This window comes from Cupriavidus phytorum, from assembly GCF_003254285.1.
Taxonomy (GTDB): Bacteria; Pseudomonadota; Gammaproteobacteria; order Burkholderiales; family Burkholderiaceae; genus Cupriavidus; species Cupriavidus phytorum.
In genome coordinates, this window is sequence record NZ_QKZN01000007.1 from 134,987 (window position 1) to 161,342 (window position 26,356).

Consider the following 26,356-nt stretch of genomic DNA (forward strand, 5'->3'; position numbering starts at 1 on the left):
ATCTGCAAAGCCGGTATTGTGCAATATCGGCAAACGCAAGGGCTCGGCGAGCCGTGCGCGTGCCCGGCTACCGTTTCGACTTCTGGTAAGTGCCGATCAGTTCCGCCTTGGCCAGGATGTGGCCTTGCATCGCCCGCTCCAGGGCTGGCTTGTCCGGCTGGCCAATGTCCGGCAGCGCCACATCCAGCGCGTAGAGCTTGAAGACATAGCGGTGCCGCCCGATCGGCGGACACGGGCCGCCGTAGCCTGTGCGGTGCCAGTCGTTGAGCCCGTCGCGCGTGCCGGCCGGCAGCCCGGCAGTGGCGATGTCGGCGGGAAGCGCGGCGGCGTTTGCCGGCAGGTTGTAGAGCACCCAGTGGACCCAGGTCATCTTAGGGGCGGCAGGGTCGGGCGCGTCCGGGTCGTCGACGATCAGCGCCAGGCTAGCCGTGCCGGCCGGCAGCCCGCTCCAGGCCAGCGGCGGAGAAATATCGGCGCCTTCGCAGGTGTGCTGTGCGGGGATCGCGCCGCCCGGGGCAAATGCGGTCGATTGCAACTGGAACGGCATACGGGCCTCCCTGGACGCAATGCGCAATGGCTCCAACTTAGGCCGGATCGGTGCCGCGCGCAAGGCGCCGCGCTGCGATGGCGGCGGCTCGGTCTCGAGCAACGCCTTGAGCCGCCGCACGGCTTCGGTGGACTCGGCCTGCAACTGATCACGCAGCATCAGGTGATTGATCAGCGCAAACAGCAGCGTCGGCGAGCGGTAGTGGAATACGCGCTCGAAGCGCGTGCGCTCCGCCGTCGGCGTCAGCGAGGCGTTGATGGCGGGCGTCAGCCGGTAGGTGATGGTGCCGACGCGGCGCCCGTCGGCCACGCCTTCGATCGACCACGTGCGCGGCCGCTGGCTTTCGATCACGGTCCAGACCACCACGCCTCCGCGCCGCGCCAGCATGAAGGTCTCGGCGACGCGTTCGCCGCGCTCGAGCGGATGATCGGTGGCGCCCGCCACGCCGAGCGAGGCCGGATGCCAGGCGGGCCAGTGCCGCGGCGTCGCGACATAGTCGAAGACCTGCGCAGGCGGGCGCGCGATCACCACCTCGTCATGGATGGCGGTGCGCTCCAGCCCCGGCAGCGGCGCCACCAGCGCGCCCACGGTGAGCGCGGCAAAGACGAACCCCCAGAGCAGTTTCCTGTGTCGGACAAGCATGGCGGGACCGGACGCAACCGGGACGCACCCGTGCATCCCTTGCGCATGGCGCGATGCTTACAGTGTAGTGACTGCCCGGCATCGCGCCAGTCCCGTGCGTGGCTTAGCGCGCCACCGGGGTGGCGGCGCCCTCGGCGGCAGGCGCCGGCGCCGTGGCCACCGTTGCCGGCAGCGGGCCCCAGCCGCCGCCCAGACGGCGCACCAGCGATACCGTGGCGGCCGCGCGCAGCCCGGCAACCTGGTTGGCCTCGCGCTGCGACTGCAGCACGGTACGGTCGGCATCGATCACCGTCAGGTAGTCGACCGCGCCCGCGTCATAGCGGCTGCGCGAAATCCGCGCCGCACGCCTGGCGCCGCCGAGTGCGCTGTCCAGCGCGCCGGCCTGCTGGCTGAGCCAGCGCACGTCCGCGAGGCTGTCTTCCACCTCGCGGAAGGCGACCAGCACGGTCTGGCGATAGCTTGCCACCGTTTCCTCGTGCGCGGCGCGGGCACCGGCCAGGTTGGCGCTGTTGCGGCCCCCGTCGAACACGGTCTGCGCGATGCTGGAGCCGATCAGCGGGCCCAGCATCCAGGTGCGCGAGGACCACTTGAACAGGTTGGACAGGTCGGCCGATTCAAAGCCGAACAACCCGGTCAGCGTGATGCGCGGGAAAAACGCCGCCTTGGCCACGCCGATGCGTGCGTTGGCCGCCGCCATCTGGCGCTCCGCCGCGGCGATATCCGGGCGCCGCTCCAGCAGCTCGGACGGCAGCCCGGCCGGGATCGCCACCGGCGCGGCATCGAACGGCCTGGACGGCAGCGAGAACGCCGCCGGCGGCACCCCGGTCAGCACCGCCAGCGCATGCTCCTGGTTGGCGCGGCGACGCTCGATGCCGGCCAGGTCCGCGCGCGCGGTGCCGAGTTCGGCTTCGGCGCGGGCGGGATCGAGGTCGGTGGTTTCCCCGGCGTCATAGCGCTTCTTCAGCAGCGACAGCGCATCCTCGCGCAGCCTGATGGTGGCGTTGAGCAGCTCGCGCTCGCTGTCCAGCGTGCGCAGCGCGAAATACGCCTGCGCCACGTCGGCCTGCAGCGCCAGCTGCACCGAGCGGTACAGGTCTTCGGCGGCCTCGCCTTCGGCGCGGGCGGCATTGACGCTGGACGCGACGCGGCCGAACAGGTCCAGCTCATAGCTGGCGAAGGCGCGCGCCTTCAGCACCGTCTGCGGCGGCACGCGGGTGCCGTCGGGCAGGCCTTGCGACGCCGCCGACGGCTGCGAGCGGGTCGGGTCCAGCCCCACGCTCAGCTGAGGATAGAGGTCCGCCTCGGTCGCGCCGGTAAAGGCGCGCGCCTGCCTCAGGCGGGCCGCGGCGATGGCGAGATCCTGGTTGGATTCGCCCGCAGCGGCGATCAGGCGGTCCAGTTCGGCGTCGCCGAAGATCTTCCACCATTCGCCGCGATGCTGGCCCTCGGCCGGCGTCGCGGTCTTCCATTGCGCGCCTTCGGCCTGGGCCGCCTCGGCTTCCTTGAAGGCCGGCACGGTGGCCGTCTCCGGCACCTTGTAGGTCGGTGCGAGCGAGCAGCCGGCCAGGATCAGCGCGGCGGCCAGCGTCGCCAGTTTCGGCAACCAGTAGTTTGTTGTCGACATTGCAGGGGCATTCATGTTGATCACCATTATTCAGCCGATGCGGTCAGGCGGGCGGAGCCCTGCTCCTGCGTCGCCGCGCGGCGCTGGCCACGCGTGGCCAGCAGCCGCAGCGCCACGTAGAACACCGGCGTCAGGAACAGCCCGAAGAAGGTCACGCCAAGCATGCCGGCGAACACCGCCACGCCCATCGCATGGCGCATCTCGGCGCCGGCGCCGGTGGAGACCACCAGCGGCACTACGCCCATGATGAACGCGAACGACGTCATCAGGATCGGGCGCAGGCGCAGGCGGCTGGCTTCGATCGCGGCCTGCACCACGGTGCGGCCGTGATGCTCCAGCTCGCGCGCAAACTCGACGATCAGGATCGCGTTCTTCGCTGACAAGCCCACCAGCACGATGAAACCGATCTGCGTGAAGATGTTGTTGTCGCCCTGCGTCAGCCACACCCCGGTCATTGCCGCCAGCAGGCTCATCGGCACGATCAGGATCACCGCCAGCGGCAGCGTCAGGCTCTCGTACTGAGCAGCCAGCACCAGGAACACCAGCAGCACGCACAGCGGGAAGATCCAGATCCCGGCATTGCCGGCCAGGATGTCCTGGTAGGTCAGCTCGGTCCATTCGAACTTGATGCCCTTGGGCAGCGTTTCCGCGGCGATGCGCTCGGCGGCGGCCTGCGCCTGGCCCGACGAGAACCCGGGCGCGGGCCCGCCGTTCATGTCGGCGGCGGTAAAGCCGTTGTAGCGCACCACGCTGTCCGGACCGAAACCCTGCCTGACCTGCACCAGCGACGACAGCGGCACCATGTCGCCGGCCGCGTTGCGCGTCTTCAGCTGCAGGATGTCCTCGGCATGGGCGCGGAACGGCGCGTCGGCCTGCACCTTGACCTGGTAGGTCCGGCCGAACTTGTTGAAGTCATTGACGTACGCCGAGCCCAGGTAGGTCTGCAGCGTGTCGAACACATCCGTCACCGGCACGCCCAGCTGCTTGGCCTTGACGCGGTCCAGCCTGACGTCGAGCTGCGGCACGTTGACCTGGTAGTTGCTGAAGATGCCGGTCAGCTCGGGCGTGGCGCGCGCCTTGTTGGCGAACGCGTTGGTGGCCTCGAACAGCGCGTCATAGCCCAGCGCGGCACGGTCCTCGATCATCAGCTTGAAGCCGCCGATGGTGCCCAGGCCCTGCACGGGCGGCGGCGGGAACACCGCGATGAAGGCGTCCTGGATCGCCGCGTACTTCTGGTTCAGCTCGGCCGCGATGGCCGCGCCACCCAGCTCGGCGCTCTTGCGGTCCTCGAACGGCTTGAGCGTGGCGAACACGATGCCGGCGCTCGGGCTGTTGGTGAAGCCGTTGATCGACAGGCCCGGGAAGGCCACCGCCGATTCCACGCCCGGATGCTTGAGCGCGATGTCGCTCATCTTGCGGATCACGTCTTCGGTGCGGTCCAGCGTGGCGCCGTCAGGCAGCTTGGCAAAACCGACCAGGTACTGCTTGTCCTGCGCCGGCACGAAGCCCTTGGGCACCAGCTGGAACACGCCCCAGGTCAGTGCCAGCATCACCGCGTACACGCCGAACACCGAACCCTTGCGGCGGATCACGCCCTTCACGCCGCGGCCGTAGCTCTCGGCGCTGCGGCCGAAGAACTTGTTGAAGCGCTTGAAGAAGCCGCCGAAGACGCGGTCCATCCAGCGCGACAGCCAGTCCTTGGGCGCGTCGTGGCTCTTGAGCAGCAGCGCCGACAGCGCCGGCGACAGCGTCAGCGAGTTGAACGCGGAGATGATGGTCGAGATCGAGATGGTCAGCGCGAACTGCTTGTAGAACTGCCCGGTCAGGCCGGTCATGAAGGCCAGCGGCACGAACACGGCGATCAGCGTCAGCGCGATGGCGATGATGGGGCCGCTGACCTCGCGCATGGCCTTGTAGGTGGCCTCCTTCGGCGTCAGCCCTTCCTCGATGTTGCGCTCGACGTTCTCCACCACCACGATCGCGTCATCGACCACGATGCCGATCGCCAGCACCAGCCCGAACAGCGACAGCGCATTGATCGAGAAGCCGAACAGATGCATCAGCCCGAAGGTACCGACGATCGACACCGGCACCGCCAGCAGCGGGATGATCGACGCGCGCCAGGTCTGCAGGAACAGGATCACCACCAGCACCACCAGCGCAATCGCCTCGAACAGCGTGTGCGTCACCGCCTCGATCGAGTGGCGCACGAACTGCGTGGGGTCATAGACGATGCTGTAGTCGATGCCGTCGGGGAAGTTTTGCTTCAGCTCTTCCATGGTCTTGCGCACGTCATCCGAGATCTGGATGGCGTTGGAACCCGGCGCCTGGAAGATCGGAATCGCCACCGCCGGCTTGTTGTCGAGCAGCGAGCGCAATGCGTATTCCGACGCGCCCAGCTCAATGCGCGCGACGTCCTTCAGGTAGGTCACGGCGCCGTCGGCGGAGGTGCGCACGACGATATCGCCGAACTCTTCCACCGTGCTCAGGCGGCCCTGCGCATTGACCGACAGCTGCAGGTCGGCGCCCGGCAGCGACGGCGACTGGCCGATCACGCCGGCCGCCACCTGCACGTTCTGCTCGCGGATGGCCTTGATCACGTCGCCGGTGGCCAGCTGGCGCTCGGCCATCTTTTCCGGGTTGAGCCACACACGCATGGCGTAGTCGCCCGAGCCGAACAGCTGCACCTGGCCTACGCCCTGCAGCCGCGCCAGCCGGTCCTTGACGTTGATCACCGCGTAGTTGCGCAGGTAGGTCATGTCATAGCGGTCGTTGGGCGAGACCAGGTGGACCACCATGGTCAGGTCGGGCGAACTCTTGACCGTGGTGATGCCAAGCCGCCGCACGTCTTCCGGCAGCCGCGGCTCGGCTTGCGAGACGCGGTTCTGCACCAGCTGCTGTGCCTTGTCCGGGTCGGTGCCCAGCTTGAAGGTCACGGTCAGCGTGAGCAGGCCGTCGCTGTTGGACTGCGAAGACATGTACAGCATGTCCTCGACGCCGTTGATCTGCTCTTCCAGCGGCGACGCCACGGTTTCGGCGATCACCTTGGGGTTGGCGCCCGGATACTGCGCGCGCACCACCACCGACGGCGGCACCACTTCCGGGTACTCCGAGATCGGCAGCTTGAACATCGAGATGGCGCCGATCAGGAAGATCAGCACCGACAGCACCCCCGCGAAGATGGGGCGGTCGATAAAGAATTTTGAGAGATTCATGTTGGTCTCTGCTAAAAGCGCTCCCCTGGCGGCCCGCTCGTGGCGGGCACCATCAATAGCCTGGGGACGATGCAAAACTAGGGGCGCTGGGTGTGCGGGCTCAACTCACCGGCTTCGCGTCCGCGTCGACCTTCTCGCTCGCGGCCTGCTTGCGGTCAGGCGCTGCCGGGCGCGGTTCCAGTTCGCTGCGGTAGGCCATGGCCACCGTCTTGGGCTGCACCGTGTCGCCCGGACGCACGCGCTGCAGGCCATTGACGACGATGTTCTCGCCCGGCTTCAGGCCCTTGCGGATCACGCGCAGGCCTTCATAGTTAGGCCCGAGCTCGACTTCGCGGTAGACCAGCTTGTTGGCCTTGTCGACCACCAGCACGAACTTCTTGCCCTGGTCGGTGCCGACCGCCCGGTCGTTGACCAGCACCGCCGCATGCGGCGCGCCGCCCCCCATCTTGACCTTGGCGTACAGGCCCGGCAGCAGGCGACCGTCGTCGTTGCCGAACACCGCGCGCACGCGGATGGTGCCGCTGCGCGTATCGAGCCGGTTGTCGACCGACTGGATCTTGCCTTGATGCGGATGGCCGTCTTCGTTTGCCAGGCCCAGGAAGACCGGCAGGTTGGCCTGTCCGCCGCCGGCGCCAGGAGCGGTGTAGCGCAGGTAGCTCTGCTCGTCGATCTCGAAGCTCGCGTAGATCGGCGACACCGACACCACCGTGGTCAGCGGCGGCGTCGCCACGCCGGGCGCCACCAGGTTGCCCACCGTGATCTCGGCGCGCGACACGCGGCCGGACACCGGCGCGGTGATGCGGGTGTAGGCCAGGTTCAGGCGCGCGGTTTCCAGCTGTGCCTGCGCGGCGCGCACGTTGGCGCCGGTTTCACGCGCGGCATGGATGCGCTCGTCGAACTCGCGCCGCGAGATCGCGTTGTCGTCCAACAGGCGCTGAGCGCGTTCGCCCTCGCTCTTGGCGTGGGCCGCGCGCACCTGCGCGGCGGCCAGCGCGGCCTCGGCGCGTGCCACCTCCGCGGCATAAGGCCGCGGGTCGATGGTGAAGAGCGGATCGCCCTTCTTCACCAGCGCGCCTTCGCGGAAGTGCACGGCATCGATGGTGCCGCCGACACGCGGGCGGATTTCCACCCGGTCCACCGCTTCCAGGCGGCCGGAGAATTCATCCCACTCGGTGATGGTCTGCCCGACCACCGCGGCCACCTCGATGGCCGGCGCCGGCGGCGGCGTGTTGGCGTGCGCTTCGCCGCTGTGCCAAGGGCGCAGGATCGAACCGGCCACGCCGGCACCGAGCACCACGACGATGGCGAGGGCAATCAGGGTACGTCGCTTCTGCTGCTGCATTTCTCAAACTCCTGGATCGGGTTTTCTTCAACCGGAAAAGCAAATGGCCGAACGCCGCCTGCCGGTCCGCGCGGGCGGATCGGAACCATGGTCAAACTGATGGTCGGACTTGGGACCGCGCGCATCACAGCGCGCTGCGGTCCTGGCTCTGGCCGAAACAGAGCCGGCTGGCGGTTGTCTGGAGCGGCTCAGCCGGCGGGCTTGGCTCCAGGCCGGCTGGCATTGGCGCCAGCGCAGCGTTCAGTCAAGGTGAGGTAGCGTCGGCCACGGCCAGACATCGCCGCAGGAACCGCGCCCCTTCGTCGACCCATGCCTGACAACTGTCATGGGCCTCTTCCACGCCGTCGCCGCAGGCGCCGGGCATGATCATGGCTTGGGCCGGCACACCGGCCTTGCCCAGGCGCCCGGCGAAGGCTTCGCCTTCGGCACGCAGCGCGTCGTGTTCGGCCACCTGCACCAGCGTGGGCGGCAGCCCGGCCAGGCGCGAGGCCAGCGCCGGCGCGGCATACGGATGCACCGTATCGGCCGGCGTCGGCAGGTAGTCGCGATAGTTGTCGGCCAGCCGGCGCAGCGTTTCCATCGGCACCGTGCCGCCGCCAAAACCCGCGCAGGAGGCATGCTGCAGGCACGGGTCGGTCACCGGGCGGATCAGCCACTGACCGCGCGGTTGGGCGGTGCCGCGGTCGCGCAGCATCTGCGCCAGCGCGATCGCCAGGTTGCCGCCGGCTTCCTCGCCCACCAGCGCAAAGCGGGTCTTGTCGACCTTCAGGCGCCGGGCATTGCGCAATACCCATTGCACCGTGCTGTGCGCATCCTCGGGCGCCGCCGGGAACGGGTGGTCGGGCGCCAGCGAATACGCCGGCGTAACCACCACTGCGGGCACCGTCGTGGCCAGGTCCTGCACCAGGTGGCAGGCGTGTTCCAGGCCGCCGTCGACGAAGCCGCCGGCGTGCAGGTACACCAGCCACGGCAGCAGCGCGGCGCTGTCGATACCCGGTGCCGGGTAGCCCGGCGGATAGCACACCCGCACCAGGATCTCGCGGCCGTCGCTGGTCACCGTGTGCTCGGCCACGCGCGCCTGTCCCGGCCCGGCTGCCGCGGGGGCAGTGGCGGCGCTGGCGGCTGCGGAGCGTTGGCCTGGCTTCTGTGACATGGCGTCGGCGCACGGCATGGACAATGCGCTTGAGTGTTGCGATGCAACGGATTATGGTGATTGACGAGGATGGGATAAAGCGAGAGATCGCCAATGCACTGTTCCGGGATTGGAATAATCGCAAACCGGCCTGTCATCCGTCTGCAAAACGAAATCCCCACGCATGACAAGGTCTTGGATTTTGTGATTCACTCCCGCTCTCGGCACGCGCGGCGGTTGGCCAGGCCGTTGCGCGCCCGGCCCGTGGGTAAGCTCCCCGCGGCGCCGGACGCCTGACTGAATTCAGGCCGGCATCGCGCCCAGCCAGCGCGCAACAAGTGCCAGCAGCCGGCAGACTCCCCATCACAACAACAAGACAGGCCGCGTGCGCCACGAGCGCGGGCGGCACGCCGTTCGGATCTATCGTCGGAACCTCATCATGGACCGTCTCGTATCAATGCAGGCATTCACCCGGGTCGTCGACGTCGGCAGCTTTGCGCGTGCCGCCGAATCGATGGACCTGCCCAAGGCCACGCTGACCCGCCTGATCCAGAACCTGGAGACCCACCTCGGCGTGAAGCTGCTGCACCGGACCACGCGGCGCATCAGCGTGACCAACGACGGCGCCGCGTACTACGAGCGTTGCGTGCGCATCCTGGCCGATGTCGAGGAGGCCGAGCAGTCGCTGACGCGCCAGAACAATTCGCCGCGCGGCACGCTGTCGGTCGACACCACCGCCGGGCTGGCGCAACTGGTGCTGGTGCCGCACCTGCATGAATTCTTCCAGGCCTATCCGGACCTGAAGCTGGAGCTGACCATCAACGGCAAGCCGATCGACCTGCTGCAGGAAGGTGTCGACGTGGTGCTGCGCGTCGGCATTCCGCTGGACGAAGCCATGGTGGCCCGCCGCATCGGCCATGTGCAACTGGCGTTCTACGCCTCGCCAATCTACCTGAAGCGCAGCGGTACGCCGCGCGACCTGGCCGAGCTGGCGCAGCACAAGGCGGTCAACTTCCTGTCCAACCGCACCGGCCGGGAAATGCCGTGGCCGCTGGCGCGCGGCACCGAGCGCGGCGAGGTGCTGCTGCCCTCCGCCATTTCCACCAACGACGCCGATGTCTACCTTGGCTGCGCGCTGGAAGGCCATGGCATCGCCCGCATCTCGCGCGCGATGGCCGAGCCCTATGTGGCCAGTGGCAGGCTGGTGGAAATCCTGGCCGACTGGCAGACCGATGAACTGCCGATTTCGGCGATGTACCCGCAGAACCGGCACCTGTCGGCCAAGGTGCGGGTGTTCGTGAACTGGGCTGCGGAGCTGTTCTCGCGCCATCCGCACTTTGGTGCGGCACAGCAGCCGCTGCCCGTGGCGGCTTGAATGGCGGAGCTGCGTGGCGGAGCCGCGTGGCGGACCTGTGCGACCAAGCTGCGCTGGCGCGATCCGCCAGCGGCGCGTGTGCCAGGCGTCATGTAGGACAAAACCGGAAATCGGTTCAGCGGCCGCCGACCTATACTGTTTCTTCCGAAATCACGACAAGAAGAGGATTCCGATGAAACAAGTGCTTCTCCCCCTGGCGGCGTGCATCGCCGCAACCCTGGCACTGGCCGGCTGCGCCGGCTCCGGCATGTCTTCGTCGTCCGCGGCCCAGCCGTCCGCCACCGGCGCCACCAGCGGCGCGCGCGCGTCGGCCACGCTGCAGCCCAAGAGCGGCTCCAACACCGCGGGCACCGTCACCTTCCAGCAGCAGCCCGGCGGCGTGATGATGACCGCCTCGATTACCGGCCTGCCGCCCAATTCGGTCCATGGCTTCCACGTCCACGAGAAGGGCGACTGCTCCGCGCCTGACGCGATGAGCGCGGGCGGGCATTTCAACCCGACCGGCAAGCCCCACGGGCAGATGACCATGCCGGACCACCATGCCGGCGACATGAACAACGTCACCGCTGACGCCAGTGGCAACGTGCGCGTCAGCATGCTGCTGCCGTCGCTGTCGGTGGGCACCGGCGCCAACAGCGTGATCGGCCGCGCGGTGGTGGTGCACAAGGATCCGGACGACTACAAGACGCAGCCCACCGGCAATGCCGGCGGCCGCATTGCCTGCGGCGTGGTGGCGGCGTCCTGAGCGCAGCGCGGGCGGCGGGCCTGGACCACGCAGGTCCGGCTCGCCGCGCTGCCGCGCCCCTCTCAATACCCCTTGAAGTTCGCATTGACCCGCTGGCGCAGGTAATCCCCTGCGCTGATCGGCGGGTACTTGCCGCCCGGCCCTGCGATGGTCGCGCCGCGGTTGGCCTGGCAGAAGAACGCCATGCTGTAGCGCGGCCCCATGTATTCGCCCGGCGCGGGATTGCGGACGCGATGGAAATTCGACGGCAATCGGTCATCGCTCCAGCGCATCAGCATGTCGCCGATATTGCAAGTGATGACGGTTTCGTCCGGCTCGATCGGGGTCCATGCCTGCGCCGCCATCTCCTTGCCCGGGCACACCTGCAGGCCGCCCTGGCCGGGGCGCTGGAACAGCAGCGTCAGGCAGTCGAAATCCGTATGCGCGCCGGCGCGCCACAGCCCCAGCCCGTTGCGCAGCTCGGGCGGGATCGCGTAGTAGTGCAGCAGCCGCAGCGTGCTCTGGTAGTCCGGCGCGCGCGGATCGTGCGCCCGCGTGAAAAAGTCGCTGGCAAAGCCGAGCTTGTCGGCAAAGCATGACAGCACCTTCATGCCGACTTCCCAGCATTGCGCCTCGAAGGCAAGCATGGTGTCGCGGAAGCCTGCCAGTTCGTCCTCGCCCGGCCACAGGCCATCCATGTGCTGGCGCGTGATCTGGTAAGACTCCTTCTGGTCCGGCGTGCCGGTGGAAGGCCGGACCTGCGCGCGGCTTTCCCAGCCTGCGTTGTTGGCCTTCTGCAGCGGGTATTGCGCCTTCACTTCATCGGGCAGCGCAAAGAAGCGCTCGGTCATGGCAAAGGCATGGCGCACGCCGGCAAGGTCGATGCCGTGGTTGGCAAGCTGGAAGAAGCCGACGTCGACCGACGCCTGCCACAGCGCGTCGGCAATCTGCGGCTTGCGCCGCGCGTAGTCGGACAGGTCGATACGGCGGATCTCGCGCCGGCGGGTTTCGGAGCCGAACGCGCCCATGCGCGTTTCGCGGCGGAGTTCGTCCAGGGGGCAGGCCTGGTCTGGCTGGGTCATGGCATTCCTCGTGGCAAGCGGGTCAGGGACTTGCCCCGCGCCGGCCCAGGCCTGGCCGCCAACGACATTGCGCGCCGGGACCGCGCGCTCCTGAGGTCGACGGTGCCAGCCTGCGCAACGGCGCGGGGCACGGACTTCAAGAGCAATTCCCGGCCAGCCCGCGTGCGCATCGATCTGGCACGCGGCTGGTGAACGCTTCTACTCTTGCCATCGCTTATGCAGGTTCCGGGCCAGCGCTGTAGCCCACGACGCGACGGCCTTTTTGCCCTGCGGTGCTTCGCCATGGCGCACGCCAGGGCCAGCCTGGTGCATGGCGCGGCCGCTTTGCGCCTGCCCGAACCGCGACGCCCGCGGCGCGGCATGGCAACATGGCGCCATTGCCGCAACCACGGCGCCCCGCAACGGGGCCGTCCCGACGCCCAATGCCATTGCCGACCGACGCCGCATTCGCCCCCCACCGCCGCCTGCGCGCCAGTTCGCTGATGCTGTGCTGCGCCGCCCTGCTCGGCGGCTGCGCGCTGCCGCCGCTGAATCCCCGCACCGAATCCTCTGCGCTGACGCCGGCCGAAGCCCAGGCCACGCCGCTGGGCCAGGCGCTGGCCGGCGAAGTCGCGCGGCACCCGGGGCTGAGCGGCATCCATCCGTTGCCGAACGCCTACGCCGCCTTTGCCGCGCGGGTGCATCTGGCCCGCACCGCGCAGCGCACGCTCGACGTGCAGTACTACATCTGGCGCGACGACCTGACCGGCACGCTGCTGCTCGAGGCCCTGCATCAGGCCGCCGATCGCGGCGTGCGCGTGCGCCTGCTGCTCGACGACAACGGCATTGCCGGCATGGACGAACTGCTGGCGGCAATGGACGCGCACCCGCAGGTCGAAGTGCGCATCTTCAACCCGTTCGTGATCCGCCACCCCAAGGCGCTCAATTTCCTGACCGATTTCCGGCGCCTGAACCGGCGCATGCACAACAAGTCGTTCACCGCCGATGGCGTCGCCACCATCATCGGCGGGCGCAATGTCGGCGACGAATACTTCGGCGCGACCGACGGCGTGCTGTTCGCCGACCTCGACGTGATCGCCGTCGGCCCCGCGGCCGGCGACGTGGCGCAGGATTTCGACCGCTACTGGTCCAGCGCCTCGGCCTACCCGGTGGACCGGCTGCTGCCGCCGGTCAGCGTGGAACAGCTGCAGGCGCTGGTCGGGCACGCGCGCGAAGTCGAGCGCAACCCGGCCGCGGCGGCCTACCTGGCCGCGGTGCGCGAACTGCCCGACGTGCAGCGCATGCTGGACGGTACGCTGGAGTTCCAGTGGGCAAGCACGCGCATGGTCAGCGACAACCCCGCCAAGGCGCTGGGCGAAGCCTCGCGCAGCACGCTGGTAGCGCACCAGCTGCGCGAAATCCTGGGCGAGCCGCAGCGCGAGCTCGACCTGGTCTCGCCCTACTTCGTGCCCTCGACCGGCGGCACCTCTTTTTTCACCGACATGGCCGGGCGCGGCGTTACGGTACGCGTGCTGACCAATGCCCTGGAGGCCACCGACGTGGCCGCCGTGCATTCCGGCTATGCCAAGCGGCGCAAGGCCCTGCTCGAGGCCGGCGTGGACCTGTACGAACTGCGGCGCGCGGCCGCGCCGCGCAAGAAGGAGGAGCGCGCCGGCCCCTTCGGCAGTTCGGGTTCCAGCCTGCACGCCAAGACCTTCGCGGTCGATGGCACCCGGGTCTTCGTGGGCTCGTTTAATTTCGATCCGCGTTCGGCCATGCTCAACACCGAACTCGGCTTTGTCATCGACAGCCCCGCGCTGGCGGGCCGGATCGAATCCTCCTTCGCCAGCGTGGTTCCACAAGCGGCCTACCAGGTCAAGCTGGACGAGACCGGCCAGCTCTACTGGCTGGAACGGCGCGGCGACGAAGTGATCCGCCACGATACCGAGCCGAACACCAGCTGGTGGCGCCGTCTCGGCATCTGGTTCCTGTCGATCCTGCCGATCGAGTCGATGCTGTAGGAACGCGGGCGTTCAAATCTGGTCGATCAGGCTGCGCACCACGTCGGCCAGCCGGCCGGCGCGCTGGCGCCCCTTCGCGTCAAGACCCATGCCGCTGCCGCCGGCCAGCGCCTTCAGTCCGAACAACGCGTCGCCTACGTCGCGCCAGGCCGGGAAATCGGCGTGGATCTTCTCCAGAGCGGCGGCCCCCGCCGCCACCTGGGCTGGCGCGGGCGTGTTGCCGGCCGCCAGGTCTTCCAGCGCCATGGCGGCGTCGACCAGGCCTTTGCGATTCATCTGCTGTCTCCCCGGAAGCTCTTTTGTCATGGCCGCCTGCATGGCGGCCATGACACTGTAGCAGGCCTGCTGCTGGCCTTTGCCGGGATGGGGGAAAGTCCGGGGGCGGGCTCGGTTACGGCGGCTCAGTTGCGCCCGATATCCTGCAGGATCCGCGTCATCAGGTACAGGCGCGGCACGATCGAATCCAGTTCGATGTACTCGTCGCGTGCGTGGTAGCCGAAGCCCGCGAGGCCGAAGCTCTCGACCACCGCGGGCTTGCCCGAGCGGGCGGCGTAGCTGGCGTCGGTGGCGCCGCCGGTGCCTTCGGCCAGCGCCAGCGTGCGGCCATCCAGTTCGGCGTAGATTTCCTGCGCGCGCTTGGCGAGCGCGCGGCCGCGCGCATCGGCCACGAACGGCGGACGGCCCTCTTCCATCGTCACCGTGGTGTGCGTGTCCGGCACCAGCTGGCTGGTCTTGACCTTGTCCTGCAGCGCCACCTTCAGCTTCTCGGCGGCACCGGCGGCCGTGGTACGCACGTCGCCGTAGGCCACGGCGCTTTCCGGGATCTGGTTGCGCACCGTGCCGGCCTGGGCCTGGGTCCAGTTCAGTTGCGAGCCCGGCACCAGGCTGGCCGCGTCACGCGTCTGCTGCAGCTGGTGCGCCAGCTCCAGCAGCGCGTTGCGGCCGCGCTCGGGTGCGGCGCCGGCGTGGGAGGCACGGCCCTTGACCTGCATGGTGGCGGTGGCGGTGCCGGAAGCGCCCAGCAGCAGCGCCTCGGCCTTGACCACGTCCTTGGCCGCGGTGGGCTCGCACGACAGCACCACGTCATGCTGCGCCGCCAGCGTGGCAATGGTTTCGGCCGAACCGACCGAACCGACCTCCTCGTCCGGGTTGAACAGCACCGTGATCTGCGCGTAATCGCGCCAGCCCTGCTGCTTCAGGATCTCGAGCGAATGCAGGATCACGGCGATGCCGCCCTTGTCGTCGGCGATGCCGGGGCCATAGAGCCGGTTGCCTTCCTCGCGGATCGGCTGCGTGGCCAGCGTGTTGTCGGGGTACACGGTGTCGAGGTGGGCTATCAGCATGACGCGACGCTTGCCGGTGCCGGTGAAGGTGGCCTTGACCATGGTGCCCGGGCCCTTGGTCACGGGCAGCCGCTCGACCTTCGCGCCCAGCGCCTGCAGGCGCTTCTCGGTATAGCTGGCCATCTGCGCCAGCCCCTTGGCATTGGCGCTGCCGGATTCGATCGACACCATCTCCTTGAGCGACTGCACGACCCTGGGCTGTGCGGCCTGCGCCGCGGACAGCAGCGCGGCATCGGGCTGGGCGGCAACGGCCGGCATGCCGGCCCCGGCAAGCGTCAGGGCAGCGGCAAGGGCAACGTGGCGAACGGAAAACGGCATGGAATCTCCTCGGTGTGGTCTTGTTGGGGGTGCCGCGATCATGGCCGTTCGCCGCGGCACAACGGCACGATGCTAGTCCTTGCCAGTCACTATGGGGAGGTTCAATATCGCCAATCCGGATGCCGATCCCGCCACGGCGTTCGGCATCCGGCCTATCTTCAACCATTCGAACGCCTCAAGGCATGCCAGCCGCCACCGCCCCCATCGCGCCCTCATCACAGAACGTCCCGCTGCACGTGCGGCTGCTGTGGCTGCCACAAGCCATGCCCGGCAGCCTGTTCACCACGCTCGACGTGCTGCGCACGGTGGCCGGCGTGGCCAGCCTGCAGCGCCCCGGCGCGGCGCCGACGCTGAGCTGGCAGCTGTGCCGCGCCAACGGCCGCACGCTGGCCACCGAGCTGCCGGGACTGGTATCGTCGACGCGGCGCGCACGGGTACCGGGCAGCCGCACGCTGCTGGTGATTCCCGCGCTGCTGGCCAGCAATGCGCCGCAGTTGGGAGAGCTGGTGCTGCGCGACGCCTCGGCGCTGCGCCTGGTGGAGCGCCATGCGCGCGCCGGCGGCTGGATCGCCGCGTGCGCGTCCGGGATGGTGCTGCCGCTGCAGTTGGGCCTGCTCGATGGCGCCAGCGTGGGGGCACCGTGGATGTTCCAGAGCTGGATGGCGCGCCAGTACCCGCATTGCGATCTGACCAGCGACGCGGCCATGAGCGTGCACGGCCAGGTGTTTTCGTGCGTGGCGCCCGCGCTGCAAGTGGAATTCATGCTGCGCGTGCTGGGCCACCTGCACGACCCTGACCTGGCGCAGGCGGCGTCGCGGCTGATGCTGTTCCAGCCCGAGCGCCAGCGCAGCGTGCCGGCGCTGGTGTCGCAACGCTGGCTCGGCCGCACCGCCGACAGCCCGGTCTACCGCGCCATCCAATGGCTGCGCGACCATGTGTCCGAGCCCTACCGGCTGGCCGCGGTGGCGCAGGCGGCGGCGGTCAGCGAACGCACCCTGCTGCGGCATTTCGGCCAGGTCACCGGCATGACCCCGCTCGACTACCTGCATACGCTGCGCGTGGAGCGTGCCCGCATGCTGCTCGAGGTCACGCTGCACGGCACCCATGCCATTGCCGAGGCCTGCGGCTACAGCGACGCCGCGGCGTTCCGCCGGCTGTTCCAGCGCGCCACCGGCATGTCGATGTCGGATTACCGCGCCCGCTTTGCGCTGCGGGCGCGGCGGCGCTACTGGCGCATGGAAGATACCGCTGCAAAGCGCGCCGCGCAGCACGGCGCGCACCGCTAGCCGGTGCCGTGCCCGCGCTCAGGGGCGCAGCGAGATGTGGTTGACCACGTCCTCCACGCCCTGCACGTACCACGCATCGCGCTCGGCCTGGCGGCGCGTGCGCTCGTTGTTGACGCAGCCCTCGAGCGTGACCACGCGGTCCTGGGTATGCGCGCTGACCTGGGCGGCATCGACGAAGGGATCGGTCTCGAGCACCAGCATCAGCGCCTCGGTGATCTCATCGTCGCGGTCGGTCTCGGCGGGCGCCACCACCAGTTCGTTGACCACGCAGCGGCAGCCGCGCGACCACCACGCCAGCACGCCGGCCAGGCGCATGTGCGACAGGCTGATCACCTGCCCCCACAGCGTCACCACGCCGTCCTGCACCGCGACCTCGATCCAGCCGTTGCGTTCGTTCACCGGTTCGCGCATGGCCTCCGGCTTGCCCTTGATGCGCGCGCAGATCTTGCAATCGTGGAACTCGACGGCATTGAGCAGGCGCTCGCACACCGCGTCGCGCAGTTCGCCGTCGCCGACCGGCGCGCCGCCGTTGGCCACGCGCAGGTGGTCAATCACGCTGGTGACGCCGTCCACGCGCCGCAGCGTCGCCGCGGCCCGGGTCTTGTCGACGATATCTGCCACCTCGCCCTCGAGGATCAGCGCCCCGTCCGAGAGCCGCAGCTGGATGGTGGGATGGAGGACATGGCCCTGATAGGGCACATGGGCCAGGGCTGCGCGCGCCTGCGTCAGCACCGCTTCGCTACTCTGCATGTTGTCGCCTCGCCGGTTGGTATGGAGATGAGGGATGCGCGCCCCTGCCTGCAGGCGCGCGGGAGCGGCGCCGCGGCCTCCTTCACCCCCGGGACCCCGGCAACCGCTTCCTCATTATAGGAAGCGGTCCGCCGCGGGCCCGGCCGCCACCGGCTGGCCCATCCGTGCCGGCAGGGGCTCAGGCGCCCGCCGCCTCGCGCGCGCGGGCGACTTCCTGGTTGCGCAGGATAAAGCGCTGGACCTTGCCGCTGGGGGTCTTGGGCAGTTCGGCGACGAACTCGATCTCGCGCGGGTAGGCATGGGCGGCCAGGCGCTGGCGCACGTGCAGGCGCAGGGTCTCGGCCAGTTCGGGCGAGGCCGGGTGCTGCGAGTCCAGCACCACGAAGGCCTTGATCAGCTCCGTGCGCTCCGGATCCGGCTTGCCGATCACCGCGGCCTCGACCACCGCCGGGTGCTCGATCAGCGCGCTTTCCACGTCGAACGGCCCCACCCGGTAGCCGGAGGTGGTGATCACGTCGTCGGCGCGGCCGATAAAGCTGATGCTGCCGTCGTCGTTGAGCTCGGCGGAATCGCCGGTCAGGTAGTAATCTCCGGCAAAGGCGCTGGTGGGCGTGCCGTGGTAGCCGCCGAACCAGCACATCGGCGAGCGCTTCAGGTCCAGCGCCAGCGTGCCCGGCTGGCCGGGCGACAGTTCGCGCAGCGCGTCGTCGACCACCACCACGCGATGCCCGGGGCTGGCAAAGCCGGCCGCGCCCATGCGCACCGGGTGGGCCAGGGCATGGTGGTTGCACAGCACCATGCCCAGCTCGGTCTGGCCATAGTGGTCATGGATGGTGACGCCCAGTTCGCTGGCGAACCAGCGGATCACTTCCGGGTTGAGCGGCTCGCCGGCGCTGCTGACGGCGCGCAGCTGCCCGCGCAGCGGGCCCGACACGGCCTCGCCCGCCGCGATCAGCAGCCGGTAGGCCGTGGGGGAGCCGGCCAGGTTGGTGATGCCGTATTTGCGGATCACGCGGCAGGTGCTGTCGACGGTGAAAGGGCCGTCGAAGAACGTGGTGGCATGGCCCAGCGACAGCGGGCCAGTGACGGCGTAGTACAGGCCGTAGGCCCAGCCCGGGTCGGCCAGGTTCCAGAACGCGTCGTCGTCGCGCAGGTCGACCGCGTCGCGCATATAGCCGGCAAACGCCGCAATGGCCTTGAGCGGCACCAGCAGCGGCTTGGCCGGGCCGGTGGTGCCGGAGGTGAACATCATCAGGAAGGGGTCGTCGCCGCGCCGCATCACCGGCGCGAACGATGCCGGCTGGCGTGCCAGTTCGGCCCAGAAACTGAAATCGCCCGCGCTCAAAGCGTGTTGCTCCGCGCTCCCCTGGGTGCCGGTCACCGTGACGATGGCGGGACAGCCCGCCACGTCGTCCAGCTTGGGCCGGTTGGTGGTGTCTGTGACCACCACCTTCGCGCCCGACGCATTGAGGCGATGCTCGATGGCCTTGGGCCCGAAGGCGGTAAACAGCGGCTGGTAGACGGCCCCCGCGCGCCACGTGCCGAGGATCGTCACCAGCAACTCGGCGTTGCGCGGCAGCAGGCCCGCGACGCGGTCGCCCGGCTGCACGCCCTGTGCCTTGAGGAAGCCCGCGAACTGTGCCGACAGCGCCTGCAACTCGGCGAAGGTCCAACTGCGCGCGTCCCCGTTGCGCCCTTCCCAGTTCAGCGCAATGCGGCCGGGCTGTGCGTGCCGGTCGCAGCATTCGACGCAGGCGTTCATTGCCGCCAGGCTGCCGTGCAGTTGCCGGGCCACGGCGTCGTCATAGGAAAATCCGTCGAAAGCTTGGGCGTAGTCGCGCATGGGGTCTCCTGGATCCGGCTTGTGCCTTGTAGTAGGTGGCCGTGCGCGTTGGCCGCGCCACGGCTGCCGCAAGAGTGTGCGCTACGGCCCGCCGATCCGGCAATAACCGATTCCGCCAGCGCGGCTGACGGTTTTTGCCATCCCTGCCGTGCGGATCCACGGGGCGCCGAAGCGCGCTTGACGCGGCGCCGCCGGCCCCACACGATACGGGCATCACCTTCGGGAGACAGCGCATGTGCACCAACTATGCCCCGGTCCAGCGCCGCATCCTGCGGGAGATCTTCGGCGTGGAGCCACCCGCGGGCGTGTACAAGGCCGAGACCTACCCCGACTATGCGGCGCCGATCGTGCGCGCCGATGACGGCGGTGCACGCAGCGCCGACCTGGCCGCGTTCGGCATGGTGCCGCGCGCGCGCATTCCACCGGGCGCACGGCGTTACGACACCACCAATGCCCGCAGCGAAACCGTGGGCGAGCGGCCCGCCTTTGCGCGCTACTGGCGCCAGGGCCAGCTCTGCCTGATACCGGCCACGGCGTTCTATGAGTTTGCGTACCCCGAAAATGTCGCGGACGGTGCCGCGCCGGGCAAGCCGGTGCGCTGGCGCGTGTGGCTGCCCGGCGAGCCGGCCTTCGGCATTGCCGGGCTGTGGCGCGGCTGGCCGGACCAGGCGCTGTCCTTCACCATGCTGACCGTCGACTCGGCGCAGCACCCGCTGCTGCAGCGCTTCCACAAGCCGGGCGACGAGAAGCGCGCGGTGGTCATCGTGCCGCGCGCACAGTGGGACGACTGGCTGGCGTGCCGGGAACCCGAGATCGCGCGCACCTTCCTGAAGCTGTTGCCGGCCGATGCCCTGCAGGCCGAGCCCGCGCCCAAAGTGCATGGAGCGCCTGTTCCCGACGCGGATTAGCGCGACGGTCGCGGCGGCGGCAAGGCTCGATCCGCCGCTGCCCTTGCCATGGCGATTTTCCCGACTACACTCGTTGCTGGACGCCGACGGGCGTCTGATTGCTGATCGGGCCCCCGACCACCCCGGCCGGGGGCTCGATTCTTTGCGCCGGTCCGGCTCAGAAGCGATAGGTGACCGTGCCCACCACCGTGCGGCGCGCGCCGAAGTAGCAGTCGCCGCGCGCGAGGCAGGTGGTCAGGAACTGCTTGTCGAACAGGTTGTTGGCGTTCAGCGCGACCCGCAGCGGGCCGTGGTCATAGGCGATCATGGCGTCGTACAGCGTCACGCCGCCCACCCGGTTCTGGTCGTTGCCGTCATAGCTGGGCCCGACGTAGCGCAGGCCGCCGCCCGCCACGAAGCCCGGGATCCCGAACAGCTTGAAGCGATAGTTGGCCCACAGCGATGCCATGTTCGACGGCGTGCTCGCCAGCTTCTTGCCGACCTCGGCCGGGGTGCCGTCGATCACGCGCGCATCCAGGTAGGTGTAGGTCGCGATCAGGTCGAGCCGGTTCGTCAGCGAAGCCAGTGCCTCCACCTCGATGCCGCGCGTGCGCGCCTCGCCCACCTGCACCGAATCCGGAATGCCGTTGACCACGCCGGCGGTCTTGCGGTTCTTCTCGCGCATATCGAATGCGGCGATGGTCAGCGTGGCGTTCTTGCCCGGCGGCTGGTACTTGATGCCCGCCTCCCACTGCGAGCCGCGCAGCGGCTTGAAGGCCTGGTTGGCCTTGTTGAAGCCGGCCAGCCCCTGGAACGACTCGGAGTAGCTGACGTACGGGTTCAGGCCGATGTCCGAGCGGTACATCAGGCCGGCGCGCTTGGTCAGCTCGCTGTCGTCGCGGCTGGCCGACGGCGTGTTGTCCTGCGCGGCGCGCGACCAGTCATAGCGCAGCCCCAGCATCAGCAGCCATTTGTTCCAGGCCAGCTGGTCCTGCACGTACAGGCCGGTTTGCGCCTGCGTCGCGGGATTCAGGGCGCGCGAGCCCGGTAGCGTGAAATTGCCGTAGACCGGGTTGAACACATTGAGCGGCGCGGCGGAACCGCCCACGCCGGCGTTACCGGTGATTTCCGAGTGCTGGTAGTCCACGCCGGTCAGCAGCGTGTGCTGGACCGGGCCGGTGCGGAAGTTGGTCTGCGCCTGGGTATCTACCGCAAACGAGTTCAGCGTCGGCTGGCTGACGTAGACCGTGCGGCGCAGCAGCGAATTGCTGCCGGGCACCCAGCCGTGGCCGGCACCGTTGAAGCCGGCGGCATAAATGCTGCGGTAGTCCACCGAGCTGTGCGAGTAGCGCAGGTTCTGCCGCACCGTTACGGTGTCGTTGAACTTGTGCTGGAATTCATAGCCGACCGACTGCTGCTCCGCGGTGTAGCGGTCAAAGCCGGGTTCACTGATGAACAGGTGGTCGGGAATCTGCCCGCCCGGGTTCGGCGTCAGCGTGCCGCGCCACGGGAAGAATCCGACCGAAGTCCCGCTCACGTCGCGCTGGAAGTTGGCCAGCAGCGTCAGCGAGGTGTCCTGGGTCGGCCGCCAGGTCAGCGACGGCGCGATCAGGTAGCGGTTGTCCTGCACGTAGTCCACCTGCGTGTCGCTGTCGCGCGCCAGCGCCACCAGTCGGTACAGCCATTTGCCGTCCGCATCGAGCGGCCCAGTCAGGTCGGCTTGCACCTGCTTGCGGTTGTAGTTGCCGAACTGCACCCCGATCTCGCGCGCCGCTTCCGCCTGCGGACGCTTGCTGACCAGGTTCAGGATGCCGCCGACCGCGCCCTGCCCGAACAGCATCGACGACGGCCCGCGCAGCACATCGATGCGCTCGAGTGCATAAACATCGGGACGCACGTTGTTGTAGAAGCCGACCTGGTTCAGCAAGCCATCGCGATACTGCGTGAATTCGGTGCCGCGAAACCGGCCCCAGTCACCGCGCGCGTCGTTGCCGAACGGACCGGCGTAGACCCCGGCGCTATAGCCGATCGCCTGCTGCACGCTCTGCGCGCCCTGCGCCTCCATGCGGTCGCGCGTGATGACGGTGATCGACTGGGGCGTCTCCATGACCGGCGTGTCGGTCTTGGTGGCGGTGGCGCTGCGCTTCGCCACAAAGCCATGGACGGGGCCGGTGGCGGTTTCATCGTCGCTGGTCGCGCGCACCGTGACCGCCGGCAATTCCGCTGCGGCTGCGGCAGCCGGCGCGGCAGGCACAGGGCTCGCGCCGGCCTGCGCAAACACGCCGCCGGCCTGCAGGCTCAGCACAAGGGTGGTCAGGGAAAGACGGCAGGGGGTGACAAGCGCGGAGCGGGCAAAGCGCGGCTTTGCCCGACGGTTCGGGTGCAGAGGCATCACTCAGGGGTCTGAAGGTGGAACTGCCGCCGAAGCGGCATCACAAGTGGAAAATTCTGATTACGAATAGGAATGATTCGTGATTACGTCAGAATTGTAGCCTGAATGTGTCAGAAGCGAGACATATGAGCCGGACTTTTCGTGGGGTCTTCTTCGCTGCGTGACCGATTTTCCGCATTATGCGATGTCAGCTCCCATTTTTACGCTGTAGCATAAAAACATTGCTTACCTTATTTTCTGCTGCTACAGTAAATCCGAATGGAAATCGAGTTTGACATGGCAAAGGACGCCATCAACCAATGTCATCACGGGTTGTCACTGGCCGCTGCAGGGTTGATGGATTTCGATAACGCCCTCCTGAAAATCGATGACCGCAAGCCGTACGGCGAAACCCGTTACGTCGCCTATGGACCGATTGGTGCGCGCCTGTATTGCCTGGTATTCACAATGCGTGGCGACGCACTCAGGGCAATCAGCCTGCGTAAAGCCAATTCAAGAGAGCTGCGAGACTATGAACAGGAAACCTGACCTCATCCGCCCCACCCCGGCAGAGGACGCCGCCATCGCGCGCGGCATTGCGCAAGACCCCGATGCGGTGTCAGTGCCGACAGAGCAGTTCAGGAAGATGCGCCCGGCACGGGAGCTGCTCGGCGACGATAAAGCCGATGCACTGGCGAAACGTCGCGGCAGGCCGGCCAAACCGGTCGGCGAGCGCAAGGTCAATCAGACGCTACGCATCGATCCCGACGTGCTGGCGGCCTACAAGGCAACCGGCAGCGGCTGGCAAACGTTGATGAATGAGGCGCTGCGCGACTATGCGGCAGCGCTCCGGCTGCTGCCCCGGCGCTAGGCCGGACCATCCCGTCATTCGCCCTGCAAACGGCCAAGGAACCGCCGGCCTGCCTCGATCACTGCACTGTCCGGCTGCATCTGGTAGCGCACGATCATGCCCTCGATGCACAGCATCGCCTCCGCAGCCACCGCCCGTGGCTCGCGCAGTCCCAGGCGCGCGGCGATATCGGCGACGAAGGCCTCCAGGTCGGCCTTGTGGGCCGCGGCCTGCTGCTGCGCCTGCGCGTCGCCGCCCGCCTCGGCCACCACGTTGATGAAGGCGCAGCCGCGGAAGTCGCGGGCGAACCAGTCGGCCAGGGTGTCGGCGATCACGTCAAGGCGGGGCCGCTCGGCGAGCCGGGTTCCCACGTCCTGGCGGAACCACGCCATCCATTCGTCATGCCGGCGCGCCAGGAACGCCGCGATCAGCGCGTTCTTGGAGGCGAAATGCCGGTAGAGCGACATCTTGGCGACGCCGGATTCGGCAATGATCCGATCGATGCCGGTGGCGCGGTAACCCTCCTGGTAGAACAGGCGGGCGGCGGTGTCGAGGATGCGGTCGCGGGCGGAAGGCGTGGCCATGTGATGCAAGCGGGTAGCGAGAACAGGAGAGCGCCCGGGGCTGCGTGAAGCGCCGCCCCGGGCCTGTGCTTCGATACTATGACAGACAGACCTGTCTAGCAATCGCCGCGCGATCAGCCTTCCAGCTTGGCGGCGGCATCGCGCAGCGCCGTGCGCAGGCCTTCTTCCACCACCGGGTGGTAGAAAGGCATCGTCAGCATCTGCGCGATGGTCAGCCCCTGCTGATACGACCATGCCAGCAGGTGGGCGATATTCTCCGCGCGCGGGCCGGTCCATTCGGCGCCAAGGAAGCGGCCCGTGGTCTTGTCGGCATAGACGTGCATCAGCCCCCGGTTCTTCAGCATGACGCGGCTGCGGCCCTGGTCTTCAAAGCTCACCTCCCCGGTGACGAAGCTGCCCTCGGCCAGGTCCGCATGGCGCCGGCCGACCATCGCGATCTGCGGGTCCGTGAACACCACCGCGATCGGCGCGCGGCGCGCCAGCGGCTTCACCTGCGGATAGCTGGCGGCGTTCTCGCCGGCGGCCTTGCCCTCGTCCGCGGCCTCGTGCAGCAGCGGCAGGATGTTGTTGGCGTCGCCGGCAATGAAGACCGGCGCGTTGCCGCACTGGAGCGTGTTCGCGTCAAACACCGGCACGCCGCGCGCATCCAGCGCCAGGCCGGTGTTCTCCAGGGCCAGGCCGCGCACATTGGGCGCGCGGCCGGTGGCTGCCAGCGCGTAGTCGAAGCGCTCGGTCACGCTGCGGCCTTCGCGGTCGAGGTAGGTCACCACCACGTGGTCGCCATCGCGGCCCATGTCGGTCACTTGCGCGTCGGGATCGAGATAGAACTCCTGGTTGAAGGTGCGCGCCGCGTCGGCGCGGATCACCGGGTCGGTCAGCGGCCCGAGCGAGCCGCTGACGCCGAACACGCGCACCCGCACCCCCAGCCGCGACAGCGCCTGGCCCAGCTCCAGCCCGATCACGCCGGGGCCGAACACCACCACGCTGCCGGGCAGGTCCTGCCACGAGAACACATCGTCATTGACGATCAGGCGGTCGCCGAACACCCTGAACGGCGCCGGCAGCACCGGCGTGGAGCCGGTGGCGATGACCACGCGGTTGGCGCGCACGGTGGTATGCCCGTCCACTTCGAGCGTGGTGGTATCGATAAAGCGGGCATAGCCGCGAATGCGGTCGGCCGGCGCGATGTTCTCCACGCCGCGCACCACGAAGCCGACAAAACGGTCGCGCTCGCTGCGCACGCGCGCCATCACCTCGCGCCCGTCGATGCGGATCTGACCGTCGACATGCACGCCGAACGGCGCGGTGTGGCGCAGTTCATGCGCGGCCTCGGCGGCGGCGATCAGCAGCTTGGACGGCATGCAGCCCACGCGGGCACAGGTGGTGCCGTAGGGGCCGCCTTCGATGATCACGGCGCGCTTGCCGGCCGCAATCGCGGCGCGGTAGGCGGCAAGGCCGGCGGTGCCTGCGCCGATCACGGCGACGTCGGTCTGGATGGTGGTCATGGCGGTGGTTCCTTTGTGTTCTGAAGCGTTCAGGCTGGGTCAATCAGCGGGCTGGATGGCGCTGCCCGGCCCGGATCGGGCAAGGCGGCGCCATCGGGTCCGGCGACTGCCGGCCCCGTGGATCGGGGCAGGAATGGGAATCAGCTGATTGCGGCTCAGGCGGCCAGGTACTGCTGCAGCGCTTCGGCGCCGCCGATCAGCTTGCCGTTGATAAAGACCTGCGGTGCGGTCATCTCGCCCGACACGGCGCCCAGCACCTTGCCGCGCACCTTGTTGTCGAGCGGCACGTCGACGTAGTCGAAGCCGTTGTCGTCGAGCAGCTGCTTGGCCTTGGCGCAGAACGAGCAACCGACCTTGGAGAACACCACGACCTGGTCAGGCTTGCGCGCGCCGGGGGCGATGTGGGCCAGCATGGTGTCGGCATCGGACACCTTGAACGGGTCGCCCGGCTCTTCCGGCTCGATGAACATCTTCTGCACCACGCCATCCTTGACCAGCATCGCATAGCGCCAGCTGCGCTTGCCGAAGCCCAGGTCGGCCTTGTCCACCAGCATGCCCATGCCTTCGGTGAATTCACCATTGCCGTCGGGGATCATGGTGATGTTTGCGGACTCCTGGTCCTTGGCCCATTCGTTCATCACGAAGGTGTCGTTCACCGACACGCACAGGATGTCGTCGACGCCATGCCTGGCGAAGACGGGGGCCAGTTCGTTGTAGCGCGGCAGGTGGGTCGAGGAACAGGTCGGGGTGAAGGCGCCAGGCAGCGAGAACACCACCACGGTCTTGCCATCGAACAGCTCGCCGGTGGTGACGGTCTTCCACTCGTTGTCTTCACGCACACGGAAAGCGACATTGGGAACGCGTTGGCCTTCGCGGGATTGCAGCATCAGTTTCACTCCTGGTTCTGGATCGGGTTGGTTTCGGCTGCGGGTTGCA

21 protein-coding genes are annotated in these 26,356 nt (G+C 68.5%); 7 read left to right on the forward strand and 14 right to left on the reverse strand.

Annotated elements, in window-relative coordinates; translation table 11 throughout:
- Window positions 1-67 precede the first annotated feature (67 nt).
- The 5 genes from C7416_RS18840 to C7416_RS18860 form a co-directional block, all read right to left on the reverse strand.
- The gene (locus C7416_RS18840; RefSeq protein ID WP_111520336.1) at window positions 68-1,189 is read right to left on the reverse strand and encodes a YbhB/YbcL family Raf kinase inhibitor-like protein; all 1,122 of its coding nucleotides are present in this window, start codon (window positions 1,187-1,189) and stop codon (window positions 68-70) included.
- Window positions 1,190-1,292: 103 nt separating this feature from the next.
- Complete coding sequence (locus C7416_RS18845) at window positions 1,293-2,828, reverse strand: efflux transporter outer membrane subunit (protein ID WP_240988269.1); 1,536 nt, start codon at window positions 2,826-2,828, stop codon at window positions 1,293-1,295.
- 11 nt (window positions 2,829-2,839) lie between these two features.
- Entirely contained in the window at window positions 2,840-6,028 is a 3,189-nt protein-coding gene (locus C7416_RS18850; protein WP_111520338.1) for an efflux RND transporter permease subunit, read from the reverse strand.
- Window positions 6,029-6,128: 100 nt separating this feature from the next.
- Window positions 6,129-7,370, reverse strand: coding sequence for an efflux RND transporter periplasmic adaptor subunit (locus C7416_RS18855; RefSeq protein WP_111520339.1), 1,242 nt, complete (start codon window positions 7,368-7,370; stop codon window positions 6,129-6,131).
- Between the two features lie 244 nt (window positions 7,371-7,614).
- Window positions 7,615-8,523, reverse strand: coding sequence for an alpha/beta hydrolase (locus C7416_RS18860; RefSeq protein ID WP_026164391.1), 909 nt, complete (start codon window positions 8,521-8,523; stop codon window positions 7,615-7,617).
- Between the two features lie 418 nt (window positions 8,524-8,941).
- Between C7416_RS18860 and C7416_RS18865 the strand changes: the two genes are divergently transcribed.
- The gene (locus C7416_RS18865) at window positions 8,942-9,877 is read left to right on the forward strand and encodes a LysR family transcriptional regulator (RefSeq protein WP_092312674.1); all 936 of its coding nucleotides are present in this window, start codon (window positions 8,942-8,944) and stop codon (window positions 9,875-9,877) included.
- A gap of 172 nt (window positions 9,878-10,049) precedes the next feature.
- Window positions 10,050-10,622, forward strand: coding sequence for a superoxide dismutase family protein (locus C7416_RS18870; RefSeq protein ID WP_111520340.1), 573 nt, complete (start codon window positions 10,050-10,052; stop codon window positions 10,620-10,622).
- 62 nt (window positions 10,623-10,684) lie between these two features.
- Here C7416_RS18870 and C7416_RS18875 read toward each other — a convergent pair whose 3' ends face one another.
- On the reverse strand, window positions 10,685-11,683 hold the full coding sequence (locus C7416_RS18875; RefSeq protein ID WP_111520341.1) for an isopenicillin N synthase family dioxygenase: 999 nt from the start codon (window positions 11,681-11,683) through the stop codon (window positions 10,685-10,687).
- 422 nt (window positions 11,684-12,105) lie between these two features.
- Here C7416_RS18875 and C7416_RS18880 point away from each other — a divergent pair, with 422 nt between their 5' ends.
- Complete coding sequence (locus C7416_RS18880) at window positions 12,106-13,683, forward strand: phospholipase D family protein (RefSeq protein ID WP_111520342.1); 1,578 nt, start codon at window positions 12,106-12,108, stop codon at window positions 13,681-13,683.
- A 12-nt stretch (window positions 13,684-13,695) separates the two neighbouring features.
- Here the strand turns inward: C7416_RS18880 and C7416_RS18885 are convergent, their stop codons facing one another.
- Complete coding sequence (locus C7416_RS18885) at window positions 13,696-13,959, reverse strand: hypothetical protein (RefSeq protein ID WP_092312685.1); 264 nt, start codon at window positions 13,957-13,959, stop codon at window positions 13,696-13,698.
- Window positions 13,960-14,084: 125 nt separating this feature from the next.
- Window positions 14,085-15,344, reverse strand: coding sequence for a M20/M25/M40 family metallo-hydrolase (locus C7416_RS18890; protein WP_111520343.1), 1,260 nt, complete (start codon window positions 15,342-15,344; stop codon window positions 14,085-14,087).
- A 182-nt stretch (window positions 15,345-15,526) separates the two neighbouring features.
- Between C7416_RS18890 and C7416_RS18895 the strand changes: the two genes are divergently transcribed.
- Window positions 15,527-16,630, forward strand: a complete 1,104-nt coding sequence (locus C7416_RS18895; protein WP_111520344.1) for a GlxA family transcriptional regulator — start codon at window positions 15,527-15,529, stop codon at window positions 16,628-16,630.
- Window positions 16,631-16,648: 18 nt separating this feature from the next.
- Here C7416_RS18895 and C7416_RS18900 read toward each other — a convergent pair whose 3' ends face one another.
- Together C7416_RS18900 and C7416_RS18905 are read right to left on the reverse strand one after the other, a co-directional pair.
- The gene (locus tag C7416_RS18900) at window positions 16,649-17,380 is read right to left on the reverse strand and encodes a BON domain-containing protein (RefSeq protein WP_111520345.1); all 732 of its coding nucleotides are present in this window, start codon (window positions 17,378-17,380) and stop codon (window positions 16,649-16,651) included.
- A 178-nt stretch (window positions 17,381-17,558) separates the two neighbouring features.
- Window positions 17,559-19,223, reverse strand: a complete 1,665-nt coding sequence (locus tag C7416_RS18905) for an AMP-binding protein (protein ID WP_111520346.1) — start codon at window positions 19,221-19,223, stop codon at window positions 17,559-17,561.
- A 233-nt stretch (window positions 19,224-19,456) separates the two neighbouring features.
- Here C7416_RS18905 and C7416_RS18910 point away from each other — a divergent pair, with 233 nt between their 5' ends.
- Entirely contained in the window at window positions 19,457-20,131 is a 675-nt protein-coding gene (locus tag C7416_RS18910) for an SOS response-associated peptidase (RefSeq protein WP_111520347.1), read from the forward strand.
- A gap of 157 nt (window positions 20,132-20,288) precedes the next feature.
- Here the strand turns inward: C7416_RS18910 and C7416_RS18915 are convergent, their stop codons facing one another.
- Window positions 20,289-22,502, reverse strand: a complete 2,214-nt coding sequence (locus C7416_RS18915; RefSeq protein ID WP_111520348.1) for a TonB-dependent siderophore receptor — start codon at window positions 22,500-22,502, stop codon at window positions 20,289-20,291.
- 258 nt (window positions 22,503-22,760) lie between these two features.
- On the opposite strand from C7416_RS18915, the gene C7416_RS18920 reads away from it, so the two are divergent.
- Window positions 22,761-23,030 carry a BrnT family toxin gene (locus C7416_RS18920; protein WP_111520349.1) on the forward strand — a complete coding sequence of 90 codons (270 nt, stop codon included), beginning with the start codon at window positions 22,761-22,763 and terminating at the stop codon, window positions 23,028-23,030.
- Window positions 23,014-23,352, forward strand: coding sequence for a BrnA antitoxin family protein (locus tag C7416_RS18925; protein WP_111520350.1), 339 nt, complete (start codon window positions 23,014-23,016; stop codon window positions 23,350-23,352). Before C7416_RS18920 ends, C7416_RS18925 begins: the two co-directional genes overlap by 17 nt.
- A gap of 14 nt (window positions 23,353-23,366) precedes the next feature.
- Here the strand turns inward: C7416_RS18925 and C7416_RS18930 are convergent, their stop codons facing one another.
- From C7416_RS18930 to C7416_RS18940, 3 genes are all read right to left on the reverse strand, one after another.
- A complete protein-coding gene (locus tag C7416_RS18930; protein WP_111520351.1) occupies window positions 23,367-23,915 on the reverse strand; it encodes a TetR/AcrR family transcriptional regulator in 549 nt (182 codons plus the stop codon).
- 113 nt (window positions 23,916-24,028) lie between these two features.
- Entirely contained in the window at window positions 24,029-25,420 is a 1,392-nt protein-coding gene (locus tag C7416_RS18935) for a dihydrolipoyl dehydrogenase (protein ID WP_111520352.1), read from the reverse strand.
- Window positions 25,421-25,575: 155 nt separating this feature from the next.
- Window positions 25,576-26,307, reverse strand: a complete 732-nt coding sequence (locus tag C7416_RS18940; RefSeq protein WP_111520353.1) for a glutathione peroxidase — start codon at window positions 26,305-26,307, stop codon at window positions 25,576-25,578.
- Between the last annotated feature and the right edge of the window lie 49 nt (window positions 26,308-26,356).